Annotated in this window: 28 protein-coding genes and 2 pseudogenes; 25 read left to right on the top strand and 5 right to left on the bottom strand. The window is 46.1% G+C overall.

Annotated features, from left to right (window positions below):
- Window positions 1-6: 6 nt before the first annotated feature.
- On the top strand, window positions 7-873 hold the full coding sequence (locus ACJJH9_RS14050; protein ID WP_444902882.1) for an alpha/beta fold hydrolase: 867 nt from the start codon (window positions 7-9) through the stop codon (window positions 871-873).
- Here the strand turns inward: ACJJH9_RS14050 and ACJJH9_RS14045 are convergent.
- Together ACJJH9_RS14045 and folE are read right to left on the bottom strand one after the other, a co-directional pair.
- Complete coding sequence (locus ACJJH9_RS14045; RefSeq protein WP_252082845.1) at window positions 870-1,214, bottom strand: 5-carboxymethyl-2-hydroxymuconate Delta-isomerase; 345 nt, start codon at window positions 1,212-1,214, stop codon at window positions 870-872. The two genes, ACJJH9_RS14050 and ACJJH9_RS14045, sit on opposite strands and share 4 nt — an antisense overlap.
- Window positions 1,215-1,273: 59 nt before the next feature.
- Complete coding sequence (gene folE, locus ACJJH9_RS14040) at window positions 1,274-1,819, bottom strand: GTP cyclohydrolase I FolE (RefSeq protein WP_252082843.1); 546 nt, start codon at window positions 1,817-1,819, stop codon at window positions 1,274-1,276.
- Window positions 1,820-2,192: 373 nt separating this feature from the next.
- Between folE and prmB the strand changes: the two genes are divergently transcribed.
- Window positions 2,193-3,116 (top strand): 50S ribosomal protein L3 N(5)-glutamine methyltransferase, encoded by a 924-nt coding sequence (gene prmB, locus ACJJH9_RS14035; RefSeq protein WP_444884114.1) that lies wholly within the window; start codon window positions 2,193-2,195, stop codon window positions 3,114-3,116.
- Window positions 3,117-3,293: 177 nt separating this feature from the next.
- Window positions 3,294-4,370, top strand: coding sequence for a chorismate synthase (gene aroC, locus ACJJH9_RS14030; protein WP_444923149.1), 1,077 nt, complete (start codon window positions 3,294-3,296; stop codon window positions 4,368-4,370).
- 59 nt (window positions 4,371-4,429) lie between these two features.
- On the opposite strand, the pseudogene ACJJH9_RS14025 reads toward aroC, so the two are convergent.
- Window positions 4,430-5,380, bottom strand: a pseudogene (locus ACJJH9_RS14025) (integron integrase).
- Window positions 5,381-5,834: 454 nt separating this feature from the next.
- Here ACJJH9_RS14025 and ACJJH9_RS14020 point away from each other — a divergent pair.
- The 13 genes and pseudogenes from ACJJH9_RS14020 to ACJJH9_RS13960 all read left to right on the top strand — a co-directional run bounded on the left by ACJJH9_RS14020 (window position 5,835) and on the right by ACJJH9_RS13960 (window position 16,066).
- Entirely contained in the window at window positions 5,835-6,263 is a 429-nt protein-coding gene (locus ACJJH9_RS14020; RefSeq protein WP_444923148.1) for a hypothetical protein, read from the top strand.
- A gap of 80 nt (window positions 6,264-6,343) precedes the next feature.
- Window positions 6,344-6,670, top strand: coding sequence for a hypothetical protein (locus ACJJH9_RS14015; RefSeq protein WP_444923147.1), 327 nt, complete (start codon window positions 6,344-6,346; stop codon window positions 6,668-6,670).
- A gap of 518 nt (window positions 6,671-7,188) precedes the next feature.
- Window positions 7,189-7,692 carry a YcxB family protein gene (locus ACJJH9_RS14010; RefSeq protein WP_444884625.1) on the top strand — a complete coding sequence of 168 codons (504 nt, stop codon included), beginning with the start codon at window positions 7,189-7,191 and terminating at the stop codon, window positions 7,690-7,692.
- A 104-nt stretch (window positions 7,693-7,796) separates the two neighbouring features.
- A complete protein-coding gene (locus tag ACJJH9_RS14005) occupies window positions 7,797-8,303 on the top strand; it encodes a hypothetical protein (RefSeq protein ID WP_444923146.1) in 507 nt (168 codons plus the stop codon).
- Between the two features lie 413 nt (window positions 8,304-8,716).
- Window positions 8,717-9,007, top strand: coding sequence for a hypothetical protein (locus tag ACJJH9_RS14000; protein WP_444923145.1), 291 nt, complete (start codon window positions 8,717-8,719; stop codon window positions 9,005-9,007).
- Complete coding sequence (locus tag ACJJH9_RS13995; RefSeq protein ID WP_444923144.1) at window positions 8,991-9,116, top strand: hypothetical protein; 126 nt, start codon at window positions 8,991-8,993, stop codon at window positions 9,114-9,116. Before ACJJH9_RS14000 ends, ACJJH9_RS13995 begins: the two co-directional genes overlap by 17 nt.
- A gap of 805 nt (window positions 9,117-9,921) precedes the next feature.
- Complete coding sequence (locus ACJJH9_RS13990; RefSeq protein WP_444923143.1) at window positions 9,922-10,230, top strand: hypothetical protein; 309 nt, start codon at window positions 9,922-9,924, stop codon at window positions 10,228-10,230.
- A gap of 89 nt (window positions 10,231-10,319) precedes the next feature.
- Window positions 10,320-10,694, top strand: coding sequence for a hypothetical protein (locus tag ACJJH9_RS13985; RefSeq protein ID WP_444923142.1), 375 nt, complete (start codon window positions 10,320-10,322; stop codon window positions 10,692-10,694).
- An 879-nt stretch (window positions 10,695-11,573) separates the two neighbouring features.
- Entirely contained in the window at window positions 11,574-11,945 is a 372-nt protein-coding gene (locus tag ACJJH9_RS13980; protein WP_444923141.1) for a hypothetical protein, read from the top strand.
- Window positions 11,946-13,284: 1,339 nt separating this feature from the next.
- Window positions 13,285-13,788 (top strand): hypothetical protein, encoded by a 504-nt coding sequence (locus tag ACJJH9_RS13975; protein ID WP_444923140.1) that lies wholly within the window; start codon window positions 13,285-13,287, stop codon window positions 13,786-13,788.
- A 51-nt stretch (window positions 13,789-13,839) separates the two neighbouring features.
- Window positions 13,840-15,013 (top strand): annotated as a pseudogene (locus ACJJH9_RS13970) (IS3 family transposase).
- A gap of 89 nt (window positions 15,014-15,102) precedes the next feature.
- On the top strand, window positions 15,103-15,558 hold the full coding sequence (locus ACJJH9_RS13965) for a hypothetical protein (protein WP_444923139.1): 456 nt from the start codon (window positions 15,103-15,105) through the stop codon (window positions 15,556-15,558).
- Window positions 15,559-15,658: 100 nt separating this feature from the next.
- Window positions 15,659-16,066 carry a hypothetical protein gene (locus tag ACJJH9_RS13960; RefSeq protein WP_444923138.1) on the top strand — a complete coding sequence of 136 codons (408 nt, stop codon included), beginning with the start codon at window positions 15,659-15,661 and terminating at the stop codon, window positions 16,064-16,066.
- Between the two features lie 63 nt (window positions 16,067-16,129).
- Here ACJJH9_RS13960 and ACJJH9_RS13955 read toward each other — a convergent pair whose 3' ends face one another.
- Window positions 16,130-17,071 (bottom strand): IS110 family RNA-guided transposase, encoded by a 942-nt coding sequence (locus ACJJH9_RS13955; RefSeq protein ID WP_444923137.1) that lies wholly within the window; start codon window positions 17,069-17,071, stop codon window positions 16,130-16,132.
- A 304-nt stretch (window positions 17,072-17,375) separates the two neighbouring features.
- Here ACJJH9_RS13955 and ACJJH9_RS13950 point away from each other — a divergent pair, with 304 nt between their 5' ends.
- From ACJJH9_RS13950 to ACJJH9_RS13915, 8 genes are all read left to right on the top strand, one after another.
- Window positions 17,376-17,672 (top strand): hypothetical protein, encoded by a 297-nt coding sequence (locus ACJJH9_RS13950; protein ID WP_444923136.1) that lies wholly within the window; start codon window positions 17,376-17,378, stop codon window positions 17,670-17,672.
- Window positions 17,673-17,702: 30 nt separating this feature from the next.
- Complete coding sequence (locus tag ACJJH9_RS13945; RefSeq protein WP_444923135.1) at window positions 17,703-18,128, top strand: hypothetical protein; 426 nt, start codon at window positions 17,703-17,705, stop codon at window positions 18,126-18,128.
- Window positions 18,129-18,243: 115 nt separating this feature from the next.
- Window positions 18,244-18,696 (top strand): hypothetical protein, encoded by a 453-nt coding sequence (locus ACJJH9_RS13940; protein WP_444923134.1) that lies wholly within the window; start codon window positions 18,244-18,246, stop codon window positions 18,694-18,696.
- A gap of 122 nt (window positions 18,697-18,818) precedes the next feature.
- The gene (locus ACJJH9_RS13935) at window positions 18,819-19,118 is read left to right on the top strand and encodes a hypothetical protein (RefSeq protein ID WP_444902851.1); all 300 of its coding nucleotides are present in this window, start codon (window positions 18,819-18,821) and stop codon (window positions 19,116-19,118) included.
- Between the two features lie 183 nt (window positions 19,119-19,301).
- Window positions 19,302-19,700, top strand: a complete 399-nt coding sequence (locus ACJJH9_RS13930) for a VOC family protein (protein WP_444900143.1) — start codon at window positions 19,302-19,304, stop codon at window positions 19,698-19,700.
- A 68-nt stretch (window positions 19,701-19,768) separates the two neighbouring features.
- Window positions 19,769-20,005, top strand: a complete 237-nt coding sequence (locus tag ACJJH9_RS13925; protein ID WP_444923133.1) for a hypothetical protein — start codon at window positions 19,769-19,771, stop codon at window positions 20,003-20,005.
- Between the two features lie 193 nt (window positions 20,006-20,198).
- On the top strand, window positions 20,199-20,498 hold the full coding sequence (locus tag ACJJH9_RS13920; RefSeq protein WP_444923132.1) for a hypothetical protein: 300 nt from the start codon (window positions 20,199-20,201) through the stop codon (window positions 20,496-20,498).
- A gap of 514 nt (window positions 20,499-21,012) precedes the next feature.
- Window positions 21,013-21,819, top strand: a complete 807-nt coding sequence (locus tag ACJJH9_RS13915; RefSeq protein WP_444923131.1) for an amidohydrolase family protein — start codon at window positions 21,013-21,015, stop codon at window positions 21,817-21,819.
- Between the two features lie 161 nt (window positions 21,820-21,980).
- Here the strand turns inward: ACJJH9_RS13915 and ACJJH9_RS13910 are convergent, their stop codons facing one another.
- Window positions 21,981-22,589, bottom strand: a complete 609-nt coding sequence (locus tag ACJJH9_RS13910) for a tRNA-uridine aminocarboxypropyltransferase (protein ID WP_444923130.1) — start codon at window positions 22,587-22,589, stop codon at window positions 21,981-21,983.
- Window positions 22,590-22,617: 28 nt separating this feature from the next.
- On the opposite strand from ACJJH9_RS13910, the gene ACJJH9_RS13905 reads away from it, so the two are divergent.
- A complete protein-coding gene (locus ACJJH9_RS13905; protein WP_444923129.1) occupies window positions 22,618-23,052 on the top strand; it encodes a GNAT family N-acetyltransferase in 435 nt (144 codons plus the stop codon).
- Window positions 23,053-23,333: the final 281 nt, after the last annotated feature.

The raw sequence follows: 23,333 nt of genomic DNA, 5'->3' as shown, positions 1-23,333 counted from the left end.
GCGCGCATGAAGCAAGCCGCCCCCCGTGAGATCAGCCTGGAATTCGACAGCAAGACCATTGCCGCAAAGCAGTGGGGGGATGGCACAGGGGAGCCGGTATTGGCACTGCACGGATGGCTGGATAATTGCGCCAGCTTTGATCGTCTGGCCCCACTCTTGAAAGGCGTTAATTTGGTCGCCGTGGATATGGCAGGCCATGGGCGCAGCTACCATCGGTCTCCCCATGCTAATTACAATATTTGGGAAGAAGCTGAGGATATTATTGGTGCCTCCGAAGCGCTGGGCTGGCGCAGTTTTTCTTTACTGGCCCATTCCCGCGGCGCTATTGCCAGTGTGATAACGGCAGGTACCTTTCCCAAACGCATCAAACGCCTGGCCCTGATTGATGGCCTGGTACCTCCTGCTACCAAGGATAGCGAGGCGCCGGATATTCTCGCTAAGGCTATCGCCCAGCGTGCCCGTTACAGCCAGCGCAGGGCAAAGATTTACCCCACTTTTGAGGGGGCGGTAGAAGCGCGTATGAACGGCATGTTCCCGCTGACAGAATGGGCGGCGCGCGCGCTGGCCGAGCGGGGGACCCTGCCACTAGAAGGTGGCTTCACCTGGAGTAATGATCCGCGCCTGATGGCGGCGTCCTCTGCCAAGCTTAACGAGGCGCAGGTGCGCGCTTTTCTATCCCGCCTGAGCATGCCGGTGCGCCTGGTGCTGGCGAAGGAGGGGATTGCGAATATGATCGAGCGGCTGCGCCCGGTGTTGGAGAGCTATAAAACGATCGAGGTTAGGGAAATACCCGGCAGCCATCACCTGCATATGGAAGAGGGCGCCGAGGGCATTGCCGAGTGGTTTGGTCCCTTCCTGCGTGGAGAAGCTTAGAAGGGCACCCGCTTTGAGTAACTGCCGGGGTCCATTTCACGCACTTCTACCGAGACAGCCGGTACCCCATCGGCAAATTGGCACAGGCAGTTAAAAACCGCTGAACTCAACGCTTCCCGCTCGCGGTTGTTGCGGCCTGCCAGTAAGCGGATTTCCGCGTGAATAAAGCTATCGCCGTGCTCACCGGCAATAAATTGGTCGTAGGGCTTGGCGCGGGTCTTGATGGTATGGGAGGCGAATAAGCCGGAGCTATGCATTGCCTCTTGAGCCGAGCTGACCAGGGCGGCGACAGAAATACGTTCTTCCAGATTCTTGGCGTACTCAATAACCAGATGGGGCATGGTGGCTCACTCCGTGATTGCGGGCGGCCCAGGGGGCCGCACGTTGCTAGCTCGCAGCCTTAAGGGCGGCTGATCAGGGAAAGAAACTCGTTGCGTGTGGCTTGGTTCTCGCGGAAGGTGCCCAGCATTGCCGAACTCTTCATCACGGAGTTCTGCTTCTCCACGCCGCGCATCATCATGCACATATGCTTTGCTTCAATAATAACGCCAACACCGGCGGCATTAGTGACAGATTGCAGTGTTTTGGCGATCTGTGTGGTCAGCTGCTCCTGGATTTGTAGGCGGCGTGCGTACATATCGACAATACGCGCTACCTTGGATAGGCCCAGCACCTTGCCTTGGGGGATGTAGGCCACGTGGGCGCGACCGATAAATGGCAGCATATGGTGCTCGCACAGGGAGTAGAGCTCGATATCCTTGACCAATACCATGTCGGTGCAGTCACTGGGGAAGAGTGCGTCGCTGACAACCTCTTGAACGGTCTGCTGATAGCCGCGGGTCAGGTATTCCATGGCCTTGGCCGCGCGCTTCGGAGTATCTTTGAGTCCGGGGCGCTGCAGGTCTTCGCCGATTGCTTCAATAATTCGTGCGTAGTGTTCGTTCATGCTGCTCTTTCCAACATCTCAGCCCGAGGGGGCGGGTGCGCTACCCTAAGCGTTTGTAACCCGAGAGTAAAGATCCGCGCGGACCAAGGGGCCTATTGGTACCAATTTGATCGCTCTGTCGGGGCCATTGTGAACTCGGGGAGGCAAAAGGAGTGAATCCACATAAACGACCGACGATGCAGTTGGGTGAAAAATAGCCTAGGCCCTTCGGGTTACAGCTGTTAAACCGCCACTCAGCGTTACTCGTCGCTTATTTGGAACAACCAAACTACACTCCTCGTGCCTTGATTGGCGCTTCTATAGCCACAGCAGAGGCTACTTAATGAGTGACAATAGGCCTTGATGAGATACATAGCACTTAAGGATAGATTCAATGATAGAAAGGCGTGAATCCAGCCTGCATGAGCTGACCACGGTTTTGGACTATATCCGCTGGGGAGCCAGCCGTTTTAGCGAAGCGGGCCTTTGGTATGGTCACGGCACGGACAATGCCTGGGACGAGGCGGTACTGCTGGTAACCCACGCACTGCACCTGCCGCCCTACAGTAAGCAGGAAATCCTGCATGCGCGGTTGACCATGGAGGAGAGAAGGGACGTGCTTACTCTCCTAGAGCGGCGTTTTATCGAGCGTTTGCCAGCGGCTTATTTGACCAATGAAGCGCATTTTTGCGATATGACTTTTTATGTGGATGAGCGGGTGTTGGTGCCGCGTTCCCCTATAGGTGAAATGATCCGCCACAATTTTGAGCCTTGGCTCAATGTAGAACCGTTGGCAATCCTCGACCTCTGTTGTGGCAGTGGCTGTATCGGCCTCGCCTGTGCAGAGGCCTTCCCTGAAGCGAGAGTCGACCTGAGTGATATTTCTGAAGGCGCTATTGAAGTGGCACAGCTGAATATCAATCGCCACCAGCTCAACGAGCGTGTGCGCGCAGTGCAGTCGGATCTTTTCAGTGGTTTGCAAGGCATGAGTTACGAGTTGATCGTGTGTAACCCTCCCTATGTGGATGCACGCGACCTGGCAGAGATGCCGCAAGAATACCTGGCCGAGCCGGAGATTGCCTTGGGTTCCGGTGACGATGGTCTTGATTTTACCCGCCGTTTGCTGCGTGAGGCCGCCAATCACCTGCAGCCAGAAGGCTTACTGGTCTGTGAGGTGGGCAACAGCTGGGAAGCGCTGGAACAGGCTTTCCCGGAAGTGCCATTTATGTGGCCCGAATTTGAGGATGGGGGCCACGGTGTGTTTGTGATTAGTCGCGAAGAGCTGCTCGCCTACCAAAGCCACTTTGAAAAAGAGTAATTCTTTTTCTGAACCCGGCAAATGCTATTGCCGGGTTCTCTGATAAAGCCACATAGCTGCAGCAATTGTGCTTTTTACTTTGAACGCCGCGCGCGGCGGCTAGATCCTTTATAATGCGCGGCTCTCCATAAAGCCAACCGCTGTTAATTTATCAACCGTTATCTGGGAAAGTCGCATATGTCGGGCAATACCTTTGGCAAGCTGTTCTGCGTCACCACCTTTGGCGAGAGCCATGGTCCAGCCTTGGGCTGTATCGTCGATGGCTGCCCCCCGGGGTTGGAGATCAGTGAAGAGGAGATCCAGCTGGAGCTGGACCGCCGAAAGCCGGGTACTTCTCGCTATACCACACAGCGCCGTGAACCGGATCAAGTGAAAATTCTATCCGGTGTGTTTGAAGGAAAAACTACCGGTACTCCTATTGGCCTGTTGGTTGAAAATACGGATCAGCGCTCTAAAGACTATGGCAATATTGCTGAGCAGGTACGCCCGGCGCACGCCGATTACACCTACTGGCAAAAATACGGTATCCGCGACTACCGCGGTGGAGGTCGCTCTTCTGCAAGGGAGACCGCCATGCGTGTTGCGGCCGGGGCTATCGCCAAGAAATGGCTTAAGCAGAAATACGGTATTGAAGTACGCGGTTACCTGTCCCAGCTGGGACCAATTAAAGTGCAAAAACTGGATTGGGAGCAGGTCGAGCAGAATCCATTCTTTTGCCCAGATGCCGAACGAGTACCCGAGATGGAAGCTTATATGCAAGCCTTGATCAAAGAGGGTAACTCCATCGGTGCTCGGATCTCAGTACACGCCAGCGGCGTCCCTGCAGGGCTGGGCGAGCCGATTTTTGATCGCCTGGATGCAGACCTGGCCCACGGCCTGATGAGTATCAACGCGGTGAAAGGGGTGGAGATTGGAGCCGGCTTTGATTGTGTGGTGCAAAAGGGCACCGAGCATCGGGATGAAATTACTCCCGAGGAGGGTTTCCTCTCCAATAATGCCGGTGGCATCCTCGGCGGTATTTCCAGTGGCCAGGATATCGTTGCCCATATTGCCCTGAAACCCACTTCCAGCTTACGCATCCCCGGCCGAAGTATCGATCGCTCAGGCAATGCTATTGAGGTGGTTACCAAAGGTCGCCACGATCCTTGCGTAGGTATCCGCGCAACGCCAATTGCTGAAGCAATGATGGCTCTTGTTTTGATCGACCATGCTCTCCGCCACCGAGCACAGAATGGTGACGTAATACCAGGATAATTTGATCGGCCTTCTTCTATTGCGATACCGGCGAAAGCCGGTATTCGGTACCCTCGCTGCTAAGATGCAGTCAATAAGTTAAGCCCCTGCACTTCCCCTACTTTACTCCCAACAAAATAGTTAGCTCCAGCCTCCTCAATTTTATTAATGTTGCGCAGTCGATCTGAGGGGCTTAAAACGCCTTTATTTCCCCGATTTACGACATGGGTATAAATTTCAGTAGTACTAACATCCGAATGCCCTAGCAGTTCCTGAATCGTACGCAAGTCATAACCCGCTTCGAGTAAGTGAGTCGCAAAACTATGGCGAAATGCATGGCAACGAGCCGGTTTGTTGACTCTCGCTAGCTTGACAGCTATACGAACCTGGCGCGCTAAAGTTGTTGCGTGCATATGGTGCCTTCTGTTTTCACCGGAGCGAGGACATTGGCCGATGGTGCTGGAAGGGAAAAGGTATTACCAGGCGAGTTGTCGGTTTGCACTTGGATACTTTCTTTCCAAAGCGTTAGGTAAATAAACCGAACCAAAACCGGCCAAAAGATCTTGTTGGTGCAATAGGGAAACAGTCTTTATTTGCCTATGTAACTGCACTATTAGCCCGTTAGGTAATATTGTAGTGCGATCCTTATCCCCCTTGCCACCTCGAACAAAAATATTATTGCTGTCGAAGTCTATATCCTTTATACGTAAAGAAAGCAGTTCGGCACTGCGAAGGCCGCTACCGTACATTAGCTCAACTTGTAATCTGTAAGTGCCTTCAATATGATCCAAAATTGCTGATATTTCTCTACGGCTATAAACCACAGGCAAGTACTTTTGTTGTTTTGCCAGTTTAAAGTCCAATGCTTGAATATCCCTACCTAAGAATCTCTTGTACAGATATATCAAAGCGTTCAGAGCTATTCGCTGTGTATTTGCGGAGTAAAGACCTTGAACTGTAAGGTGAGAGAGAAACGTCTCAATCTCAACAGCTCCTATATCAGCAGGGTGCTTCTTTTTATTGAAATGAATGAAGCGTTAAACCCAATGCGTGTAAGTTTGCTCTGTTCGGTACGACAGTCCTTGTTTTCGAATATGAAATCGCAGATTGTCCATAAAGCGTTCAGGCTTACTTGGAATTTTGTGGCGAATGTCATCCATGATATTGGCCTTTATCTGTTTTTATATACAGTATTTACTTTTTTGTTCTGCTGTCAATATAAGAATTCAAGAGAAGCTCCTCCTATTTCAGGGGATGACGATCTATCTCTTTGATTTTTATAGGGTTGGTAATGTTATAAAGAGCAGAAAAAGCAGGTAGATATATAGCGTCTGCTATATATCTACCTGTTGAAAATTATGCCAAAGATCTTAACTTTTTGATATTATTAGGTTTTTGAGATTATCTTGAAAGAAATGAGTAGAATTATATAGAAGGGTGATATAAAGACGCTTCTTTTGAATTAACTGTTAAACTCAGGAAAGTATGAAGCACCTAATAACAATTTTTGTACTAATCTTTCTTGCCGGCTGCGAGCCATCTTCTTTTATTATCGTAGAGCCGACTTATAAGAGGACTTTTTCACCATCAGAGCGCCTAAAAGAAGGCGATGAAATCAAAGTATTACTTGAGCACCTGCTTCCTGGTGAAAAACTTGAGTTTTACAAGTGCGGGGAACCTTGTAACACTGCTACGAATGTAGGGTCATGTGGGTATGATAACTTGTCAGAAACAAATGAAGTTACCTTTAGAGTGAAAGAAGATGGTAAATATTATTTCTGGTTCAATAGCATAACAGAGAATACGGCTATCCCCGTTGCAAAAGAAATAGTCAGAGAAGGGGCGCACACCATTATTACTGAGTCTGGCTCAAAAATTACAGTGTATCCGGTATTGCGCTTAACAAGTTTATGAAACACCGTTGCGGCCAAAAAACGGCCTTCACTGGACGCGCTGAAAAACGCGCGCGGTTTATAAAAGCGTTAGGTTTTCGAATGAATATAGTAAAAAATAAGAGTTTTTATTGGTTGGTTCTCGCACTACTTACTCTTCCTTCATTGGAGTTCCTTCCGATCGGTAGTGAGTCGGTAGCACTCAGCATTGGATTTATGGTAGTTGGGTTTGTTTCTTTCCTTGCTGTAATATTTGTATTTTGGGTCTCCTTCTACGCCCACGGAAAGAGCTTTGCATTAATCGGGGCAGCTGTGTATCTATTTCTCTCATTCATGTCTGGCTTCTTCTATTTGGCTGCAATTGCATTGGTGGTAGGATATTGGCTCTATTTTCGGGGTCCAATTGCGGGGCTGTCGGGGCAAACCTAACAATCACGGGCAGTAATGCTGCGGCCCTTTGGGCCTCCGCGGGACGGCTTACCTTGCGCGCGTTTTGCGCGAGTCGCTACGCTCCCATTTTCGCGCAAAACGCGCACAAGCCAATCCGCCCCTGCCGTGGGCGTTATGTGTAAATCGAGACCCGAATGAGCAAGAAAGCCAGGCGTATTTTTATCGCAACATATTTTATTCTTGGGGCCGTTGGCATCCATTTTCTCGGCGAGGTACACGCGTCAAGAATGATGGAAGTATTGACTAAGAATCCGTCACCTGACTTGTATGCTAATAATCACGGGTTCCAATACGTAGCGTTCTGGTTTCCATGGGGTATAGCCTTATCATTTGCTCTAATATTTTCAACAGCATTACTCTACAGGGTTCTGAACAGGAAAAATGCCAAAAGCACATAACAAAACGCTCAACTACACTCCGGCCGCACGCGGCCTCCGTCGGACAGCCAAAAGCGTGCTTCGCACTGGCTGCCGGTTAGCTCAGCGTTAAGTAATACAATGAAAATTGAAGCGCATATTACAAAGAAAGACCTTATAAACCTAAGCTGCTATTTTTTTCCAAGAAACAGAGGCACCTGGATATATTTTATGGTGCTATTTCTCGGTATGTTTGTTTTTCTTAGCTACAAGGATGGATTTACATTTTTCACCAAGAGTACGCTCATTGGAGTTGTGTCCAGTTTTATTGGTGCGCTTGTAGCCACACTGATAGCATGGTTATGGAACTTGGGCTGCATCTTGCTAATGTCTAACTCTAAATCGGGTGTATTGGGTAAGCATGAATACGTTATTACCGAGGAAGGGTTATCCGAGAGCACCGAAGCTAATGAGGCGCTTATAAAGTGGTCAGGTATAGATGATGTTAAAATCAATAAAAATTACATACTAGTCAGAGTAAACCAGTATCTATTCCATATGCTGCCAAGGCGTTCGTTTAGCTCTTTAGCTAAATACGAAGAGTTCGGTAATATACTTTCTAGTAGGGTAGGTGAAAATGCTTAACAAAGGCCAGCACAATCGCCAAATGCAAAAAGCGCATTTGGCTGGACTCGCTACACTGCGTTTCGCTCGCCTGTGTGGCCGGCGTTATGTTTCTTGGGTAGTGAATGGTCAATAGATATCTTGAAATATACCTTGGCTCTCCAGATGGTTTGAAATGCCTGATACAAGGTAATCTCAGTAAGTTACTCCAATTTTACAGGGATAGCTTATGGTATGGCCTGTCTGAAGAAGTGTTGAACTATGTAGACTCTTTAAACTTTGGTTCAGAATTAGAACCTATGGATGTAACGCAAGCTAGATATATCGACAAGTTTATTGAGTATGTATTTGACTTTTATGGTGAACATCATGAGTTCCCAGAAAGTTTGGGAAATGTGTGGTGCACTGAATCAGAGATAGAGCATATTTTTTCCATAACAGGCAGGCGCATATTTGCTGGTTATGGTGCTGATTTTGATACGGGAAATAAATCGACAAAAATAGGGTATTTATCAAATTCTGAATTAAGAGATTTAAAAATATCTGGTGCGAGCGATTTTTTACAATTGTTAACGTCAGCGAGAGATTACGCAAAATCAAAAGGGTGCGGTCTTGTATATACCATCGACTAAACATAACAAGCGCAGGTTGTCGGAACGCCTTTCCGCTCCTTCGTCGCTACAAGTCGTCCGCAACTGCGGGCGTTATGTGTAAGAGCTGAAATGGACATTCGAAACAAACTTAGCCTCTTAGGAAATTTGTCGTTTCTACTTTTAGGGGCTGCCATTTTATTGTCCGCTATCGATTGGTACTATTTTGGCGAAGAGTACAGAGCGAGCATCAGACCATTGGGTATATTGGGGTTACTCGGATTTGGTAGCTCTGCAGTCTTAACACTCCTCTTTAGGAATAGGCTTTAGTAGTATGCCCAGGGTCACACATAACAAAACGCTCAACTACACTCCGGCCGCAAGCGGCCTCCGTCGGACAGCCAAAAGCGTGCTTCGCACAGGCTGCCGGTTAGCTAAGCGTTATAAGTAAGAGTATGGGCAAGAAATTACCTCCAGAAGAACTAGAACTCTACAAAGCCATAGATGAAATTTTATGGTGTGACTGGGACCCTATTGGTGTAAATGACATGCCAGAAGCTCGCGACGAGTATCAGAGTCATCTGCCACATATTTTTCTTCTTGCGGTCGAGGGTAAAGATGCCGAGCATATATCCTCGTCACTGGTAGCAACAATAGAGGGCAATATTGGTTTGGGTGCTAGCAAAGAGCATTGTCTTAGTGTTGCACGCAAAATTGTCAGTGCTAAAAATGAAATTATTGGGTAGCGTCACTTATAACAAGACCAAGCAGCAACGCGCACTGCGTGCGCTGGACAGCTTTTCCGCGGCTTCGCCGCTACAAAGCTTCCGCTGTTGGCAGCGTTATGTGTTTTAAGAAGGAACTGAGCTTTGCCAAAATATCAAATCCCCAGGTCAGCCGGAGAATTTGAGATTCTTGAATCTAAATCTGGTAATCCAATGATATGGAATCGGAAAAAAGGTAAAGGAAAGGTTATGATTCCATGCAGAGATCGTAATCATGCTGAAGAAATATTAGGGAAGTTAAAGGATCTCAAAAATGGAGGTGAACTATGGATTTAAAGCTTGAATTAGACGGTTCGGCGGGTACACATAACCAGTTGCTGTAGTACGTTCCGGCCACAAAAGACGTGGTCTCCACCGGACAGCCTGCACTGTGTTTCGGCTGCCGCTAAGCAAGGCGTTATGTGAATAATATTAATATGCTAAAGGAATATTTAAATCTTAGATTGTTAGGGGCTTTTTTATTGACTTCAGTATTTGTAGTCATGCATATAGGCTATTACGATACTTTACTATTGATTCCGTTTATAATTGGAGTCCTACTTCTTGGATACAAAATGGTCCCGGAGGGCAGGGTCGAAGTATGGCCGCACAAATTGTTGTATTTTATATGGTCCTTTTTGGGAGTGCTTCTAGGAAGACATATTGATACCCATGCTTTATTATTCATTAAGTCAGTATTTGACGATATTATTATTATTTTAGTGCTATGTTTAGGCGTGCTCTTAATTTACTATGGCAACACGATTAAAAAATTATCAGAGAAGAGCGAGGGATGAAGCACATAACAAGTGGCGGCAATACGCAGCCTTTGGCTGCCGGACTCAGCACTGTGTGCTTCGCCGTTGCGCCAGGCGTTATCTGTTTGTAGGTAAAGAATGAGAAGAACTCGAAAAAAGCCAGTAGACCTCTATGGTGAGATTGATTCAAACTTGCTCAGTTGTTGGATTACCTCCTTTTTAATGGGGCCTCTTGCACTGATTACTCTCGCATCCGCGTTACTTGCTGGAATGGGATTCGATACCTTAATTCTTGCGTTGGCAGTGCTAATCTTCTCCCAGGCGATAAGAGGCATTGTTAAACTACGTAAGTTAAAGAAGAGCTTGCAGGAAGCCCCCCAGTCAGTGAGGCATACTGATATTCTGGCTGCACCAAGCTTTAAAGGATTGTATTGGTTTATTCGCTAGTACACAGATAACAAGCGTAGGCACGCCGACAAAATTGGCGTTGCGCTTCAATTTTGCTCGTGCTACGAGCGTTATGGCAGGAGCCAAGAATGAAGATATTTATAATAATTTTCGCCGTGTTCTTAACTGCATGTAGCGGCATGACATTCAATACAAATGTGGGGCCCTATGCACAAAGTAGGGTAAAAACTGCAATCGTAGAAGAATATTCGCCCACTGAAATTTCCAAATATGATGCCATTACATTGGGTTTTGTTGAGGCTTCGTATTGCCAAGAAAGAATAGATCAACCAAAGCCGAGCAAGAGTGCTTTAGTTAATGATTTAAAAATCAGAACTCACAGCCTGGGTGGTAATGGTGTCGTTGTTGAGGCGTGTGGAAAATCAGCAGTTGGTATTTGCAATCAGTATATGGAATGCCGTGGTGTCGCATACTCCGTCCCGCAGAGGCAGAGCAGGCCATAACAATGCAATGCAGCCGACGTCTTACTTTGTGCACGGTCGCTGCACTCCCATTTTCGTGCAACAAGCACACAAAGTAAGCCGCGGCTGATTGCGGCGTTAAAAATCGGTCTATGAACACAGGATATCTCTTCAAAATTGTTTGGCGCGGCTGGTTTACTAGCGTAAGTATTCTGGCATTCATAGCTATTTTACTTGGATACTTTTTTGGTCCAGAGCTAGGAAAACCTCTCATTTTGCTCTTGGCCCTGGTCCCCGTAATAGCCGCGCTCCAAGGGGTACTTGTGGCAGCATTGGTGTGTGCTGGAGTCAAAATATGGCCTTTGAAATAGCTCAGAAGGTAATCATTTTTAACAAGGCCAGGCTGTACGCTCCGGCGCTACGCGCCTCCGCGGGACGGCCCACGCTATGCGCTGAGCGCATAAACAGCGTAGGCCGCCCCAGCTGGCAACGTTATGCACTAGGTAACACATGAGCCTTTATGAGCTAATGCAGAACACGATTCGGGCGGTCCCTGTTTTGGTGTTGTTGCCGGCCTTTCTATATCTACTTAGGTTTAAGTGGTACCAGCGTTTTGGAGTAATGTTTGTCTTGGGAGGGGTGGTGTTTGCAGCCTCGACATTGTTGTTCTGGAGCTATTCAATCAACTATGCACCCACCCAAGAAATTATGACAGATCTGGCCCAGCGAGATGGTGCGCCGAGAGCATTTGGCACATTGTTTGGTTGGGCCTTTGGTCTTACTCTCCTGTTTATATTTGAAGCAGCAAGGCTAATCTATCTAGGGTTCCACACACTAATTAGCCGGCTAGGGTAAGATAATGCATAACAAAGCCGGGCAATTTGCTTCAGGTCTGCGGCCCTCCGCGGGACAGCTTATCTTGTGCACCGTTTGCGCGGGTCGCTGTGCTCCCATTTTCGCGCAAACGGTGCACAAGGTAAGCTGCCCCTGCCGGCGGCATTAGTAGCTAATAGATTGAACATGAACCATACAGAGTGTGTTGCAGACACAGAGTCAGTTTTAATTGGTCTATCTGAATTGACAAAAGTGACTTATGTAAAGGGTAATTTCTCCATATTTGAAGATCAATTTGTAAATTCTGGGAAGAATGAAGCGCGCTATATTCTAAAAGAAGAGGGCTTTGAAATATCAGTCCTATTAGAAAAATATGAAGGCTACTTTTTTGTGTCTATATGCGGAGAGGGTGGTCGTTTTGAAAGAGCTAAAGCTTACCTCGTATCAAATAAAGGCTAAGGCTACTAACACGACGAAAAATACGCGTGCCTGCTACGGGCGTTATAAGTCTGAGTTAGAGGTCCAATCCTTATGGATTTGATATTTGAAAACACATATATAATTACGATGGTGTTAGCTTACTTTATTGCAAGCAGCTTGGAAGGTATTCTAATTAAGCAAGAGCACACTCCAAAGCAGGCTTTTGTAATTGTGCTATTGTGTTGGCTATCTGTAACTCCATTATTCCTACTTGGATTTTATCTAGGGCCTAACCCTAAAAAGGATCCACACACTTATGTAATTTTCACGGGTCTTATCATGGGATTATCTTTTATCCGTGGCTATCAACAGCACCGGATAAAATTATACACATGTGAAAAATGCAATACTCCTTTTAAAGGACATGATGTTGTCTGTCCAGGTTGTAGCTGCTTGGTTAATGAATGGGATAACGATCTAAAAATTTTCACTAGAAGTAACATTGAAGTAATGTGCTCAGCTTTGCTACTTTATGCTCTCATTATCTATGCGTACCTGTCCGATTTATAACAAGTGGCTCAGGTACGTTACAGCCCTTCGGGCCTCCACGGGACGCAGCAAGCTGCGCCCCTTATCCAGGCGTTATTGTGGCGGTCAATTTTTAGATCGTATTTAGTTGCTGCAAGTACCAACCTCTACCTGAACACGCTTCGCCAGAGAGTTTATCTGCAAGCTGGCACCGTAGTTTCGTTCAAGTGCCTTCATTTTAAGCCAGTAAACCCTGTAAGTCAGTTGCACCATTGTGGAGTGCCAATCAGCTAGTTAACTGGTGGGGAAAGTATGGTATTTTTCCCTGTAAATTTATCGGGCAGTTGCCAGCCAAAGTTGGCTGGCAGAGAGCAAGTAGGTCGCTCAGTACGCGCCAGCTATAACTAGGCCAGGCAAGATCGCCCAGCCGGAGGCTGGGCTGGACAGCCTACGCTCCGCTTCGGCTGCCCTTGCTGGCAACGTTATGATTTTTTATGCCTAGAAAGATACAAAGAATAGGATTAAGGCACTACGGAGCTAAGACGGTTGAGTTAAATGATTCCGTAGATTGGGAGTCAGTGGTAACCGAAATTTTCATCGGTTTTCTGCTTGGAGTCTTCGCTTATATGGGGTATATAGGTGGAATTCTATTGCTCTTTGTCCCGTGCTTTATCGGATCAGTTATATGCTTCTACGCAGTGCTAAGAAGTGCGGTGTTGTATTTCTGTAAAAAATCGAAAAAGAAGCGTGTTGATGCCCCAAAATCATAACAAGCGGCTCAAGTACGCAGGCTGCGCCTGCCAGCTCGCTGCTGCGCAGCTCGCCGCTTAGCCGGGCGTTAGCTATCCCTATGAAGTCACTATTGTTAGTAATTTTATTGTTGTCATTTGGAGTGAAAGCGAGCGTGGTCTTGCCGATTCCTATTTCAGAGCAAGACCTGGAAGGTACTTGGCATGGAGTTGATGGAGCGTCGCTACTAACTATATATAGGCTTCAGCTAAGTAATAGTGGTGATACGTCTTTATATTCGAGTGCTCCCCTACATGGCGATGGAATGGATTGGGCTCTCAATGGCCGATCAACGCTTGAAAATGGAAAAATCACGATTAGCTTTCCAGAGAAGGAGCAGATATTCTATAGGGGGGTGGAGATATCTGGCCGAGGAGGATGCTACCCAGAAGGAGGCTCTTGCTACCTCATTCTTGACCTAAATTTTGGTAAAGATAATGGCTTTACTAAGATTACGTTTGAAAAAATCCACCTCAATCAAATCAAGGAAGCTATTTCCAAGGCAAAAGTAATATTTAATCGGTTTGATGAGATTGAAGCTAACAAGCGCAGGCAGTCGGACTAATGATCTTGCCCCGTTTTAACGGACACCAAAGTCAAACAGACGAGGTGTCTTATGCCGAAATACAACAAACCTAGAAAGACTTGGCAGTATTCAAAGTGAAAGCGGTAATGCTTAGCTTGATAGAGGGTGTTCAAGTTAAGGAAGTGGCCGAAACTCTCGACATTCACCCTTTCATGCTGTCACGATGGCGAAAAGAGTTTCAGGAGGGGAAGATTGTGGCAGATAAACGAAGAAAGCTTACTGGTGTAGTCTCTAAAGCAGAGAAAGAACTTTCTAGGGTAAAGCGTTTAGAGGCGGAGAATCGTAAATTAAAGCAGGAGCTTGATTTGTTAAAAAAGTGGCAACGGTTTGTTGCGGAGGAACATCAGCAAGATATCGATTCATCCATAGGTTCGGATCAGAACTAGGTATCAAAAGAACTTGTCAGTGGCTGGGAGTATCGCGCAGTGGCTATTATGATTGGCTGAAGAGGCAGCGATCGCACCGAAAACACCAAGATGATGATCTAAAGGTTCAGATTCAAAAGATTTCGGATGACTCTGCGGGGCGCTATGGTAGTCCAAGAATTTGGAAAGCCCTGCTGACCAAGGGATATGAAGTTAGCCGTAAGCGCGTAGCCCGGCTGATGCAGGAATTAGGAGTCGTAGCCAGAGTTACGAGAGTGACACGTAGGGCACCAGGCATAAAGCGTTTCCTAGCCTCTGGGGAGAATCTTAGACCGGATGGAGCTGTGCCTAAAAGCAAGAATCAAGTTTGGTTTGCTGACATAACCTACCTTAAGGTTAAGGGTCAATGGCAGTACTTGTCAGTGGTGATGGATTTGTATTCTCGCCGAGTAATCGGTTGGAGTTTAGATACGAAAAGAACAACAGAATTAACCCGAAGAACCCTGATGAATGCTGTAAGGAAAAGAGGATCAAAACCGGGATTAATATTACACACGGACAGAGGTGTAGAGTACAGAGGGTCCGAGTATCAAAAAGAGTTGAGAAAATATGGAATCCAGCATAGCTTGAGTAGAGCGGGTAAATGTACGGATAATGCCCATATGGAGTCGTTCTTCCATAGCTTAAAAGCTGAACTGATTAGAGAAACTAGATTCCAGACAATGAGCCATCTAAAGTATGCTTTGGCTCGATATATTAATGATTTTTACAACCGTAGGCGGCTGCATTCAGCTCTAGGCTATCGATCACCAATGGAATATGAGCGAATAGCAGTATGAAAAGTAGTGTGTCCGTTTTATCGGGGCAAGATCACTAATTTTCCGCTGCGCTTCAAATTAGCCCGCTGCTGCGGGCGTTATGTTTCACCATGAATAAAGTATTGATCACAATTCTAGTCTCGCTTTTATCAAGCACTGTAAGTGCTACTGATATGCCTCCACGCTGTAATGGCCAAGAGGTAGCTGACGGCGGTGGCGAAGTATTGGCAGGCTTACCTATGCCAGCCGAAAACTACAATATCACTAGCGAGTCAGATGGCGAGTTTCACTATTTAAAAGTATCAGTGCCTTCAAGCCACGAAGGGCTACCGATCAGCCAAATCAATTTAAAGCGCATGGTTTCTGGAAAGCCAGTTCTTGCCGCAGGCCTGGCCCTCGACATAATCGGAAATGCAGTCACAACTAAAAGTATTCTGGTGTGGCCTTCTGAAATAGAATCTATTAGCTTCAATGTGGTTTACGCCACATACCAAAAGTGCCAAGAGGGTTATTCGTATTTAAAGGAGTCCAGAGCATATGATCTGGTCTATAAACATAACAAGTAAAGGCAGCATCGCCCTGCGGGCTGAACGCGCTAACGCGCGCCGCTGCTTTAGGCGGTATGTGCCCCACATCGGTTCTAACATGCCAACCTAGAGACAGAATATGACTTCAGGTATCGATGAGTTAATTAATCATCTCAAAGAAAGGGCTGACTTCTACATAAAGTATTATCAGCCAACATATGATTTTTGTGATGAAGTTGTTTTTGGCCTAAGTAAGTTCTCTACAGATGACTACAAGCTTCAAGATATTTTTCCTAGAGAAGTCATTGAAGAGCATATTCTTGAGCATTGTTTGTCACCTCTTCAGGCTGATGTAATCGGGGGAGGATTAACAAGTTATATGTCTACCAACCCAGGCGGGGCAAAAGAAATCGATTATTCTTCAACGATTTCTATCTACAAAAAGGTCGTAAATGAATGGCGCAAGAAGGATTGGGTTGAAATTGAATATGATGCCGAAAAGCTAAACTTTCCGATTGCTATAAATTTAGTCTCGATCAGAGATTGAGGCATGGCACGAAAGGTTAAAATTTAAGCACATAACAAGTGACTATGGTCCTTTGTCAAGTATTTAAGCCATTTTCTCATCCCAGTAAGTGTTGTTTTTTACCATCGTATTTAGAATGGTAAGCTGCTTCCTCATACATGCGATAAGGGCTACTTTCTTTGGTTTACCAGCAGCGACCAGGCGCTCATACATTGGCTTTAATTTAGGGTGGCATTGTATGGCCGACATCATAGAAACAAACAAAACCGTGCGTACACGATGTCGCCCACCTCGAATATAGCGCTTACCCTGGAAGCTGCCGCTATCACGATTCATCGGGGCGATACCCACAAGTGCCGCAATCTCTTTGCGGTTCAGTTTGCCCAGCTCAGGAAGTTCGCTCATTAGCGTGTAAGTCAGTACATTGCCGACTCCTTTAGCGCTTAATAAGAGATCGCGTTTTTGTCGCCACTCGGTAACGCTGTTAACAAGCTTATCAAGTTGCTTATCGACTCCTTCTAGCTCTTTTTTGATGGCCTTTAAGATAGCCTGAATGGGCTTGTGAACAGACTTAGGCATTCTCTTGAGGCGATTCTTTTGCATTGTGCTCATTTCTAAGCACTGGTTCCTGACCGTCAGCAAATCACTGATATTTCTTAGTTTTTCTGGTTTGATCGATGACAATCTTGGCTTCATTGCTTCACCAAAATGTGCGATATCAATTGCATCTAGCTTATCTGTTTTTGCGAGCCGCCCCGCTGACTTTGCAAAGTTTCTTACTTGTGAAGGGTTGCAAACAACTATCGGCAGTCCCGCTTTATGAGCAGCACAGACAAATTCTAATTCTAGCCTTCCAGTGGACTCGATCAATACTCTTTGAGGTTTAAGCGGTTGTAGTTGTTTAATAGCGTCTTTAATGCCTTCTTTGTTATTGGTAACACTAAAGAACTGGCCAGTAGGTCTCACATAAATATCGAGTTGTTTACTGTTGGTATCGATACCGACATTGATCTCTTGAGGTTCCATAAGATAAGCTATCTCCGCCTTGCTATTCGAGCTCGAGGCCCACATGACTATTCGAGTTATGCCTAGTGAGTGTCTGTCACGTTCATACTTGTTAACGGTCTTTATGAACCTGCGCAGCAACGAACTGTGACAAACAAGGCCTTCGGTGGCCGCCGAAGGTGGGTCTCAATTTACCCGTTAGCGAAAAGGATTTTCAACATCAGAATCGGACAAGAACAACCATACAAGCCTAGGCACGGGAAAAATTTTCCGCTGCGCTCCAAATTTTCACGTGCTACGGGCGTTATAGGGCTTCCGCAGTATCATGATCTTGACTCCAATCAGACTCGCAACACTTATTTGGCTACCGGTTTTCCTGATCGCCGTAGCTACTCAACTCTTTCTTACAAGTGTCAACGAACATGATTCATCGGCCACTGTTTACTATTTGTATTCAGCTCCGGTTCAGACGATTGCATTCGTTGTTGGCGCTTTTGGGGTGAAAGGTGCTGCCGAAGTTAAACGATCAATTCTATTTTCAACAGTGATTTTTATTGGCTTGCTTTGTATTGGCTACATCGGTGTGTGGTTAGTCTATTTTTTGATGGGGGGAAGGATGTGAACCCCTATAACCAGCACAAGCATCGGACGCTTGACCCATCGGGCACTTTGCTCCCGCAAAGCGCCCGATGCTTCAATCGCCGCTGTTGTGGGCGTTACATATGAAGTACCAATTATCTATACAAGGATAGTCCATGAAAAAAAAGTAGTTCCAGCAATTGTTTTTTTTATAGCATCTTGTAGCAGTACGTTCACAAAAACCGGTGATGTATCTCATAATGCATTTAGTAAAAATTGTGAAGTTACTGTTTTCACAATACCGCCTAAGATAGATTTTGATGAACTGGGTGTTGTTGAGTTTAAACTTATCCCATTTGTTGGTTATCCAAGAACCATTTCATCAGCTAAATCTCAAGCAAGCCCACTAGTGTGCGCAAATGGTGGTAATGCCTTGCTATTATGGGAAGTAAATGGTATTGGGCAGTATTTGAAAGGTACTGTTATTCGAGTTAAGTAAGTTATATAACAAGTCGATGCTGTTCGTTACGGCCCTGCGGGCCTCTACCGGACAGCCTTCGCTTTGCTTCGGCTGTCCTTGCTGGCAACGTTATGTATTTTAGTTTGTGGTAATTATGAGAGAAGAATTTAAAAAAATAATCTATGAAGGGCTTAGGAAGGCCAAAGCGCGTGAATTAGATATATATACCTTTGCCTTGTATCATGACCATGAGTCGCATGTGGCAACGGTATGTATTGACACAGTTGAGTCTTCATTACGAGCTGTTATATCAAGTAATAAATTTTCAAATGAGCGATTTATGAGGGCGGTAGATAATGGAGATATAGAAGCTGCAGCATCATGGAATGCCATCAGTGGTAGGAGCTTAATGCTTGGTGATTTTGCACTTGCTAATGCATCAGAAGTAGATGTTCCTCGTAAGCCAAAGAAACCTGAGTTTTATCAAGAAATGGTTAAAGCTATCGAAGAGATGCGAGATTTAATAAAGCAACAGAGTAGCCATGGTTGTAACTTAATGTTTTGCTGCTCAACTGAGGCATCTGAGGTAGGGTTGGTTTGGTCATAAACATAACAAGCCGCTCAAGCACTATTCCGGCCGCGAAAAGCGCAGCCTCCACTGGACTCGCTACGCGTTGCTTCGCTCGCCGCTTAGCGGGGCGTTAATGGGCGCGGGTACAATCGAAAACAATGAATAACAAACTAAATATAAATACGTTGGTAATGCTTCTTGTGAGCTTGGCATTCAATTATTTTACTGCCAGCCTAATTGCAACTAACGAAGGACCTTCAGCATATGACATAGGATTTGTTTTTGGCCGTGCCATAATCAGTGTTCTAATTGCTTTTGCAATAGTAGGTATACCTCTTGCCATTTTTCGCCGCGGGAAAAAGAAATTTACTAGAGGGGCTTACATAGTCTGGTGGGTTATCTTTGTTGTGCTAAGTTTAATGGCTTTGTTTGGTAATATGTTGCCGCCGGAGGGTTAAGCCATTAACAAGTTACTCAAGTTCACTCCGGGCCTTCGGCCCTCCGCGGGACAGCTTACCTTGTGCACGTTTTGCACAGGTCGCTGCGCTCCCATTGGCGCGCAAAATGTGCACAAGGTAAGCTGCCCCTGCCGGCGGCGTTAGCTGCTCCGAATCATTTACACTCAATATCAAGGAACGATGATGAAAGATATAACCAGAATTAATCATGTAGGATTGAGGGTTAGAGATTTGGATGTCTCTCGTGAATTCTATGGCAAGCTAGGTTTTGAGTTTATAGTTGGCCCAGTAGGCCCTGAGCCAGTAGCTATAGTTGAGCATCCATCAGGAGTTAACATCAACTTGATCCTTAATGCTTCAAAGGATGCACCAAGGAAAAATGTGCTAATGGAAGGTGATATGAAATATCCAGGCTATACGCACATCGCTTTAGAAATAACAGACTATGACTCAGCCAAAAGTAACGTCGAAGCTCTGGGTTTTACTATAACAGGTGAAGCCGAATACAACGGTGCTCAGTTTTTCTTTATAAGAGATCCAGATGACAATGTTATAGAGTTCCACCAACCAGCACGCAGCTAACAAAGCATTCCAGGTGACGCCTACGGTGTACCTGAATGCGGCGTTAAGTGAAAACGTAGTTCCAGAGTATGAGTATTGAATTCCCCAAAATTGAAAAGTACATAATAACTAGTGATGTCGGTGGTGATAGGGATGGCATCGGCGTAGAGGTATACACCGGAAAGGATATGGTGTTGGAGGTTTTTCGTGATGACTCAAAAAAAACTAGAGAAGTTACTCTTTACAAAAAGGATCTCGATTTAGAGCTAGTAGAGCAAACTATTGCTCTATTTAAAAAGGAAATTCCATGGGATTTTCAAGATTAGCCTTAATTTCACATAACAAGGCGGTGTTGTCGCCTTCGGCTGGGACTGCCATTCCGCTGGCGCTCCATGTCAGCCCCAAACCACGGCTTATGAATTCATGAGAAATACTAAATCAATACTACTTCTAGTTCTCTTGGGGCTGACCGCTTGTAGTAATAAGCCGTCCGGCGGGTTCATGTGAGGAGATGTGCCTATGGTTGTCGGTATGTTTGAAAGTTACTATGGCAATCATGTTCAAGTTTTCGGTTATATGTACAAACCACCCAGAGGCAATGTTTTAGTATTAATTCCATCAAAAGATCATGTTAATTTACAGACACGGCCTCCAGCTAACGTATTGAGTTTACTGTTATTCTCCGACACAGCAATTAGAAATGGCAGGATTCACTCCGAGATGGAAGGGTGTATTGGTAAGACTACCTATGTGTTTGGGCTAGTCGGCATTTTTTCTGGGTTACCTGCAATTGAAGAGATTCGTGAAGTGGCGTGCTAAATTCATACCAAACGCAAGCAGGATGCTCCGCCCCTTCGGGCTTCCGCGGGACGCCCGACGCAGTGCACATTTTGTGCGGATCGCTGCGCTCCCAGTTTCGCACAAAATGTGCACAGCATTGGCCGCCCCTGTTTCGGGCGTTGTGTTTTTATTGATTCTTAGCTTCAATTTTAAATTTGTGATGACTAAAGGGATTTAGTGTGAAAGAAGATATAGCCGAGTTAAAAAGTGAATTTAAGGCTAAGTTATTATTCTGGAATAACATCAAAAGTAAAAAACTTAAAGTAGCCTTAATAGTTCTGTTTGTTGGCCTCGTAGGTTTGAAAATTCTTACAAGCATTTTTACGTTCGATTGGTTAGTAAGTTTTTTCAATCGATAAAACAGTGTAGTAAAACATAACAAAGCACTCAAGAACGGACAAAAAACAGTTGGCTGTTGTTCACTACGTTCACTATTTTAGCCAACAATGTTTTGCCGCTTAGTGCGGCGTTAAGCAGCAAAGGAGAAAAGTAGATGATTGTTGATGCTTGGGCACAGCACCCAACATTACGGCACTCGCAAGATCCAGTCTTCAAGTCGCTACGCAGGTGGACGAAGATGCCTATGCCGACAACAGAAATCCCGATAGAGATGACTCTCGGAATGATGGATCAAGGTGGTGTGGATCGCAGTCTGATATCGGCTTGGGTTGCTCCCCGAAATGTCATGATCTCCAATGATGAAGTCGCAGGTTTCGTGGCTAAGGCACCTGACAGGTTGGTTGGCGTGGGGTCAGTGGACATCTCGAAGCCGATGGAGGCTGTTCGAGAGATCCGACGTTGCGTAAACGAACTAGGTTTCAAAGCGATTCGGGTTTTGCCCTGGATTTGGGAGGTGCCGCCGATCGATCGCCGGTTTTATCCCGTGTACACAGCATGCTGTGATCTTGGTGTTCCGTTCTGCACCCAGATTGGTCACACCGGGCCGCTCATGCCGTCGGAGGTTGGTCGACCTATCTACCTAGATCAGGTGGCCCTGGATTTTCCTGAGCTAAAAATCGTCGGTGGTCACATTGGCTACCCTTGGACAGATGAGGCTATTGCGGTGGCTACAAAGCACGAAAACGTATACATCGACACGTCAGCGTACACCGCTAAGAGATACCCACAGCCTCTAGTCGAGTTTATGCGAGGGCATGGCCGCAACAAAGTTCTCTTCGGCACAAATTACCCAATGATCATGCCCGCCAAAGCGCTCGAGAATCTTCCAGAGCTGGCGTTGGGAGAAGATGTGGAGGAGCTTTTCTTGAGTGGTAACGCATGCCGAGTATTCAATTTATAGTCAGAGCGGTGTGGCCTAACAGGCACTGCCAGGGACAAACCTACGCTGCGCTTCGGTTTGCCCCAGAGCGCGGCGTTAGGTGTAAGACTTACCCACGTTTAGTAGACACCCCGTATAGTTGGGTTTTGGCCTAATACGAAATTTAACATGGGTTTGGTTATTCACGCGGGTTCAAATGTAAAGCTCTTCTGTTGCAGCTCAACCATTTTTTCAAATGGCGCTAACAATTTTAAAAAATTGTTATTCCCCTCTAGCAATTGCATTGCCATGGCGATACTTTCAATTGTAGATAGCCCGTCTGCTACAGAAGTTTTACGGATTTCATAATTTGATTTTAGGTCCCCACCAAGATTGATCCGTGGAAGACGTTGCAATTGAGGATTGAGGTGGAGAATTTTTTTGGATTTCTTCCAGGTTGCATCTAGCACGATCAGCTGCTTAACAGGTGCTTGTTTACTTGAAGTTTTAACAGATTGGTGATTATTAGAGTTCAGCTCGCCACTGTCAGGTAACCATTCCAGGGATGGGTAGAGTAGGGCGGAGGGCGTGCAAAGCAAAGTGTTTAGCTGATGGGTCGATAGGCTCTCGGCTATCATCATTTCGCTGTTACTCAGGCATAGGTGTGCCATACGTCCTGTATTGAATGGGTGCTTCTCCTCCTGCGGGTGCTGTATGATCACCACTTTTATGGTGCTTGTTAGGCTCACCAATGCACTGCAATAGCAAACATTGGGTGGGCGCAGGCAAGTATTGCAGGTTTCTCTGGGCATTTTTCGACTACTGAGTACAGGCAGATTTATGGGAGTTACGCAGCCTTCTTATAAGGTTCAATGGCTGGCAGATATTGAGATTCCGCTAGCGAATAAATTCTATCGCATGCATGGATTTCGTGGCAAAGCCAAGCGACATGAAGATTGTGCAGTCGTGCGTAACGAGTGGGGTGAGGTGATCGGCTGTGGCTACCTGCGTAGATATGAATCTTTTAAATTACTCGCAGGGGTTGCGGTGGCCCCTGAGTACCAGGGGCGGGGAGTCGCGCGTTTATTGCTAGCACTCCTGGCTAAGAGGTTTGACAGGAATACCTATACCTTTCCCTATATCCACTTAGAGTCTTTTTATTTGTCGCTGGGCTTTGAGGTAGTGGAGGCCGAATTGCTGCCAACCCCTGTAGCTGAACTGTATAGTAGCTACCTGAATCAAGGGCGCTCCATATCGGCAATGGGTTATCGATAGCTGTTTTTTGGGTTTATATTTCTCTAAATGATTGAGTGCAGAGTATATATACCCTTTTGTGCGATTTAATTGAAATTTTATAACTTTCCTCACAATCAGATAATAAACTGGGCATCATCATTAAGATGCTGCCCAGACCGTCCAGAAGGCGTTGGTTTCTCAGGTAGGTAATCTGTACGCTGTGCTCCGTTTGGTACAATTAATTTTTAAGTAGGGTAGTTGCAGTTTACACTGATTGAGTGTTGACGTTTATGGTTACTTAATCCGTACAGGGACTGGAT

The organism is Microbulbifer mixtoriginis (SeqCode) (assembly GCF_052466715.1).
The sequence above is the reverse complement of the archived record's forward strand: the minus strand, read 5'-3'. Positions and strand labels throughout refer to the sequence as shown.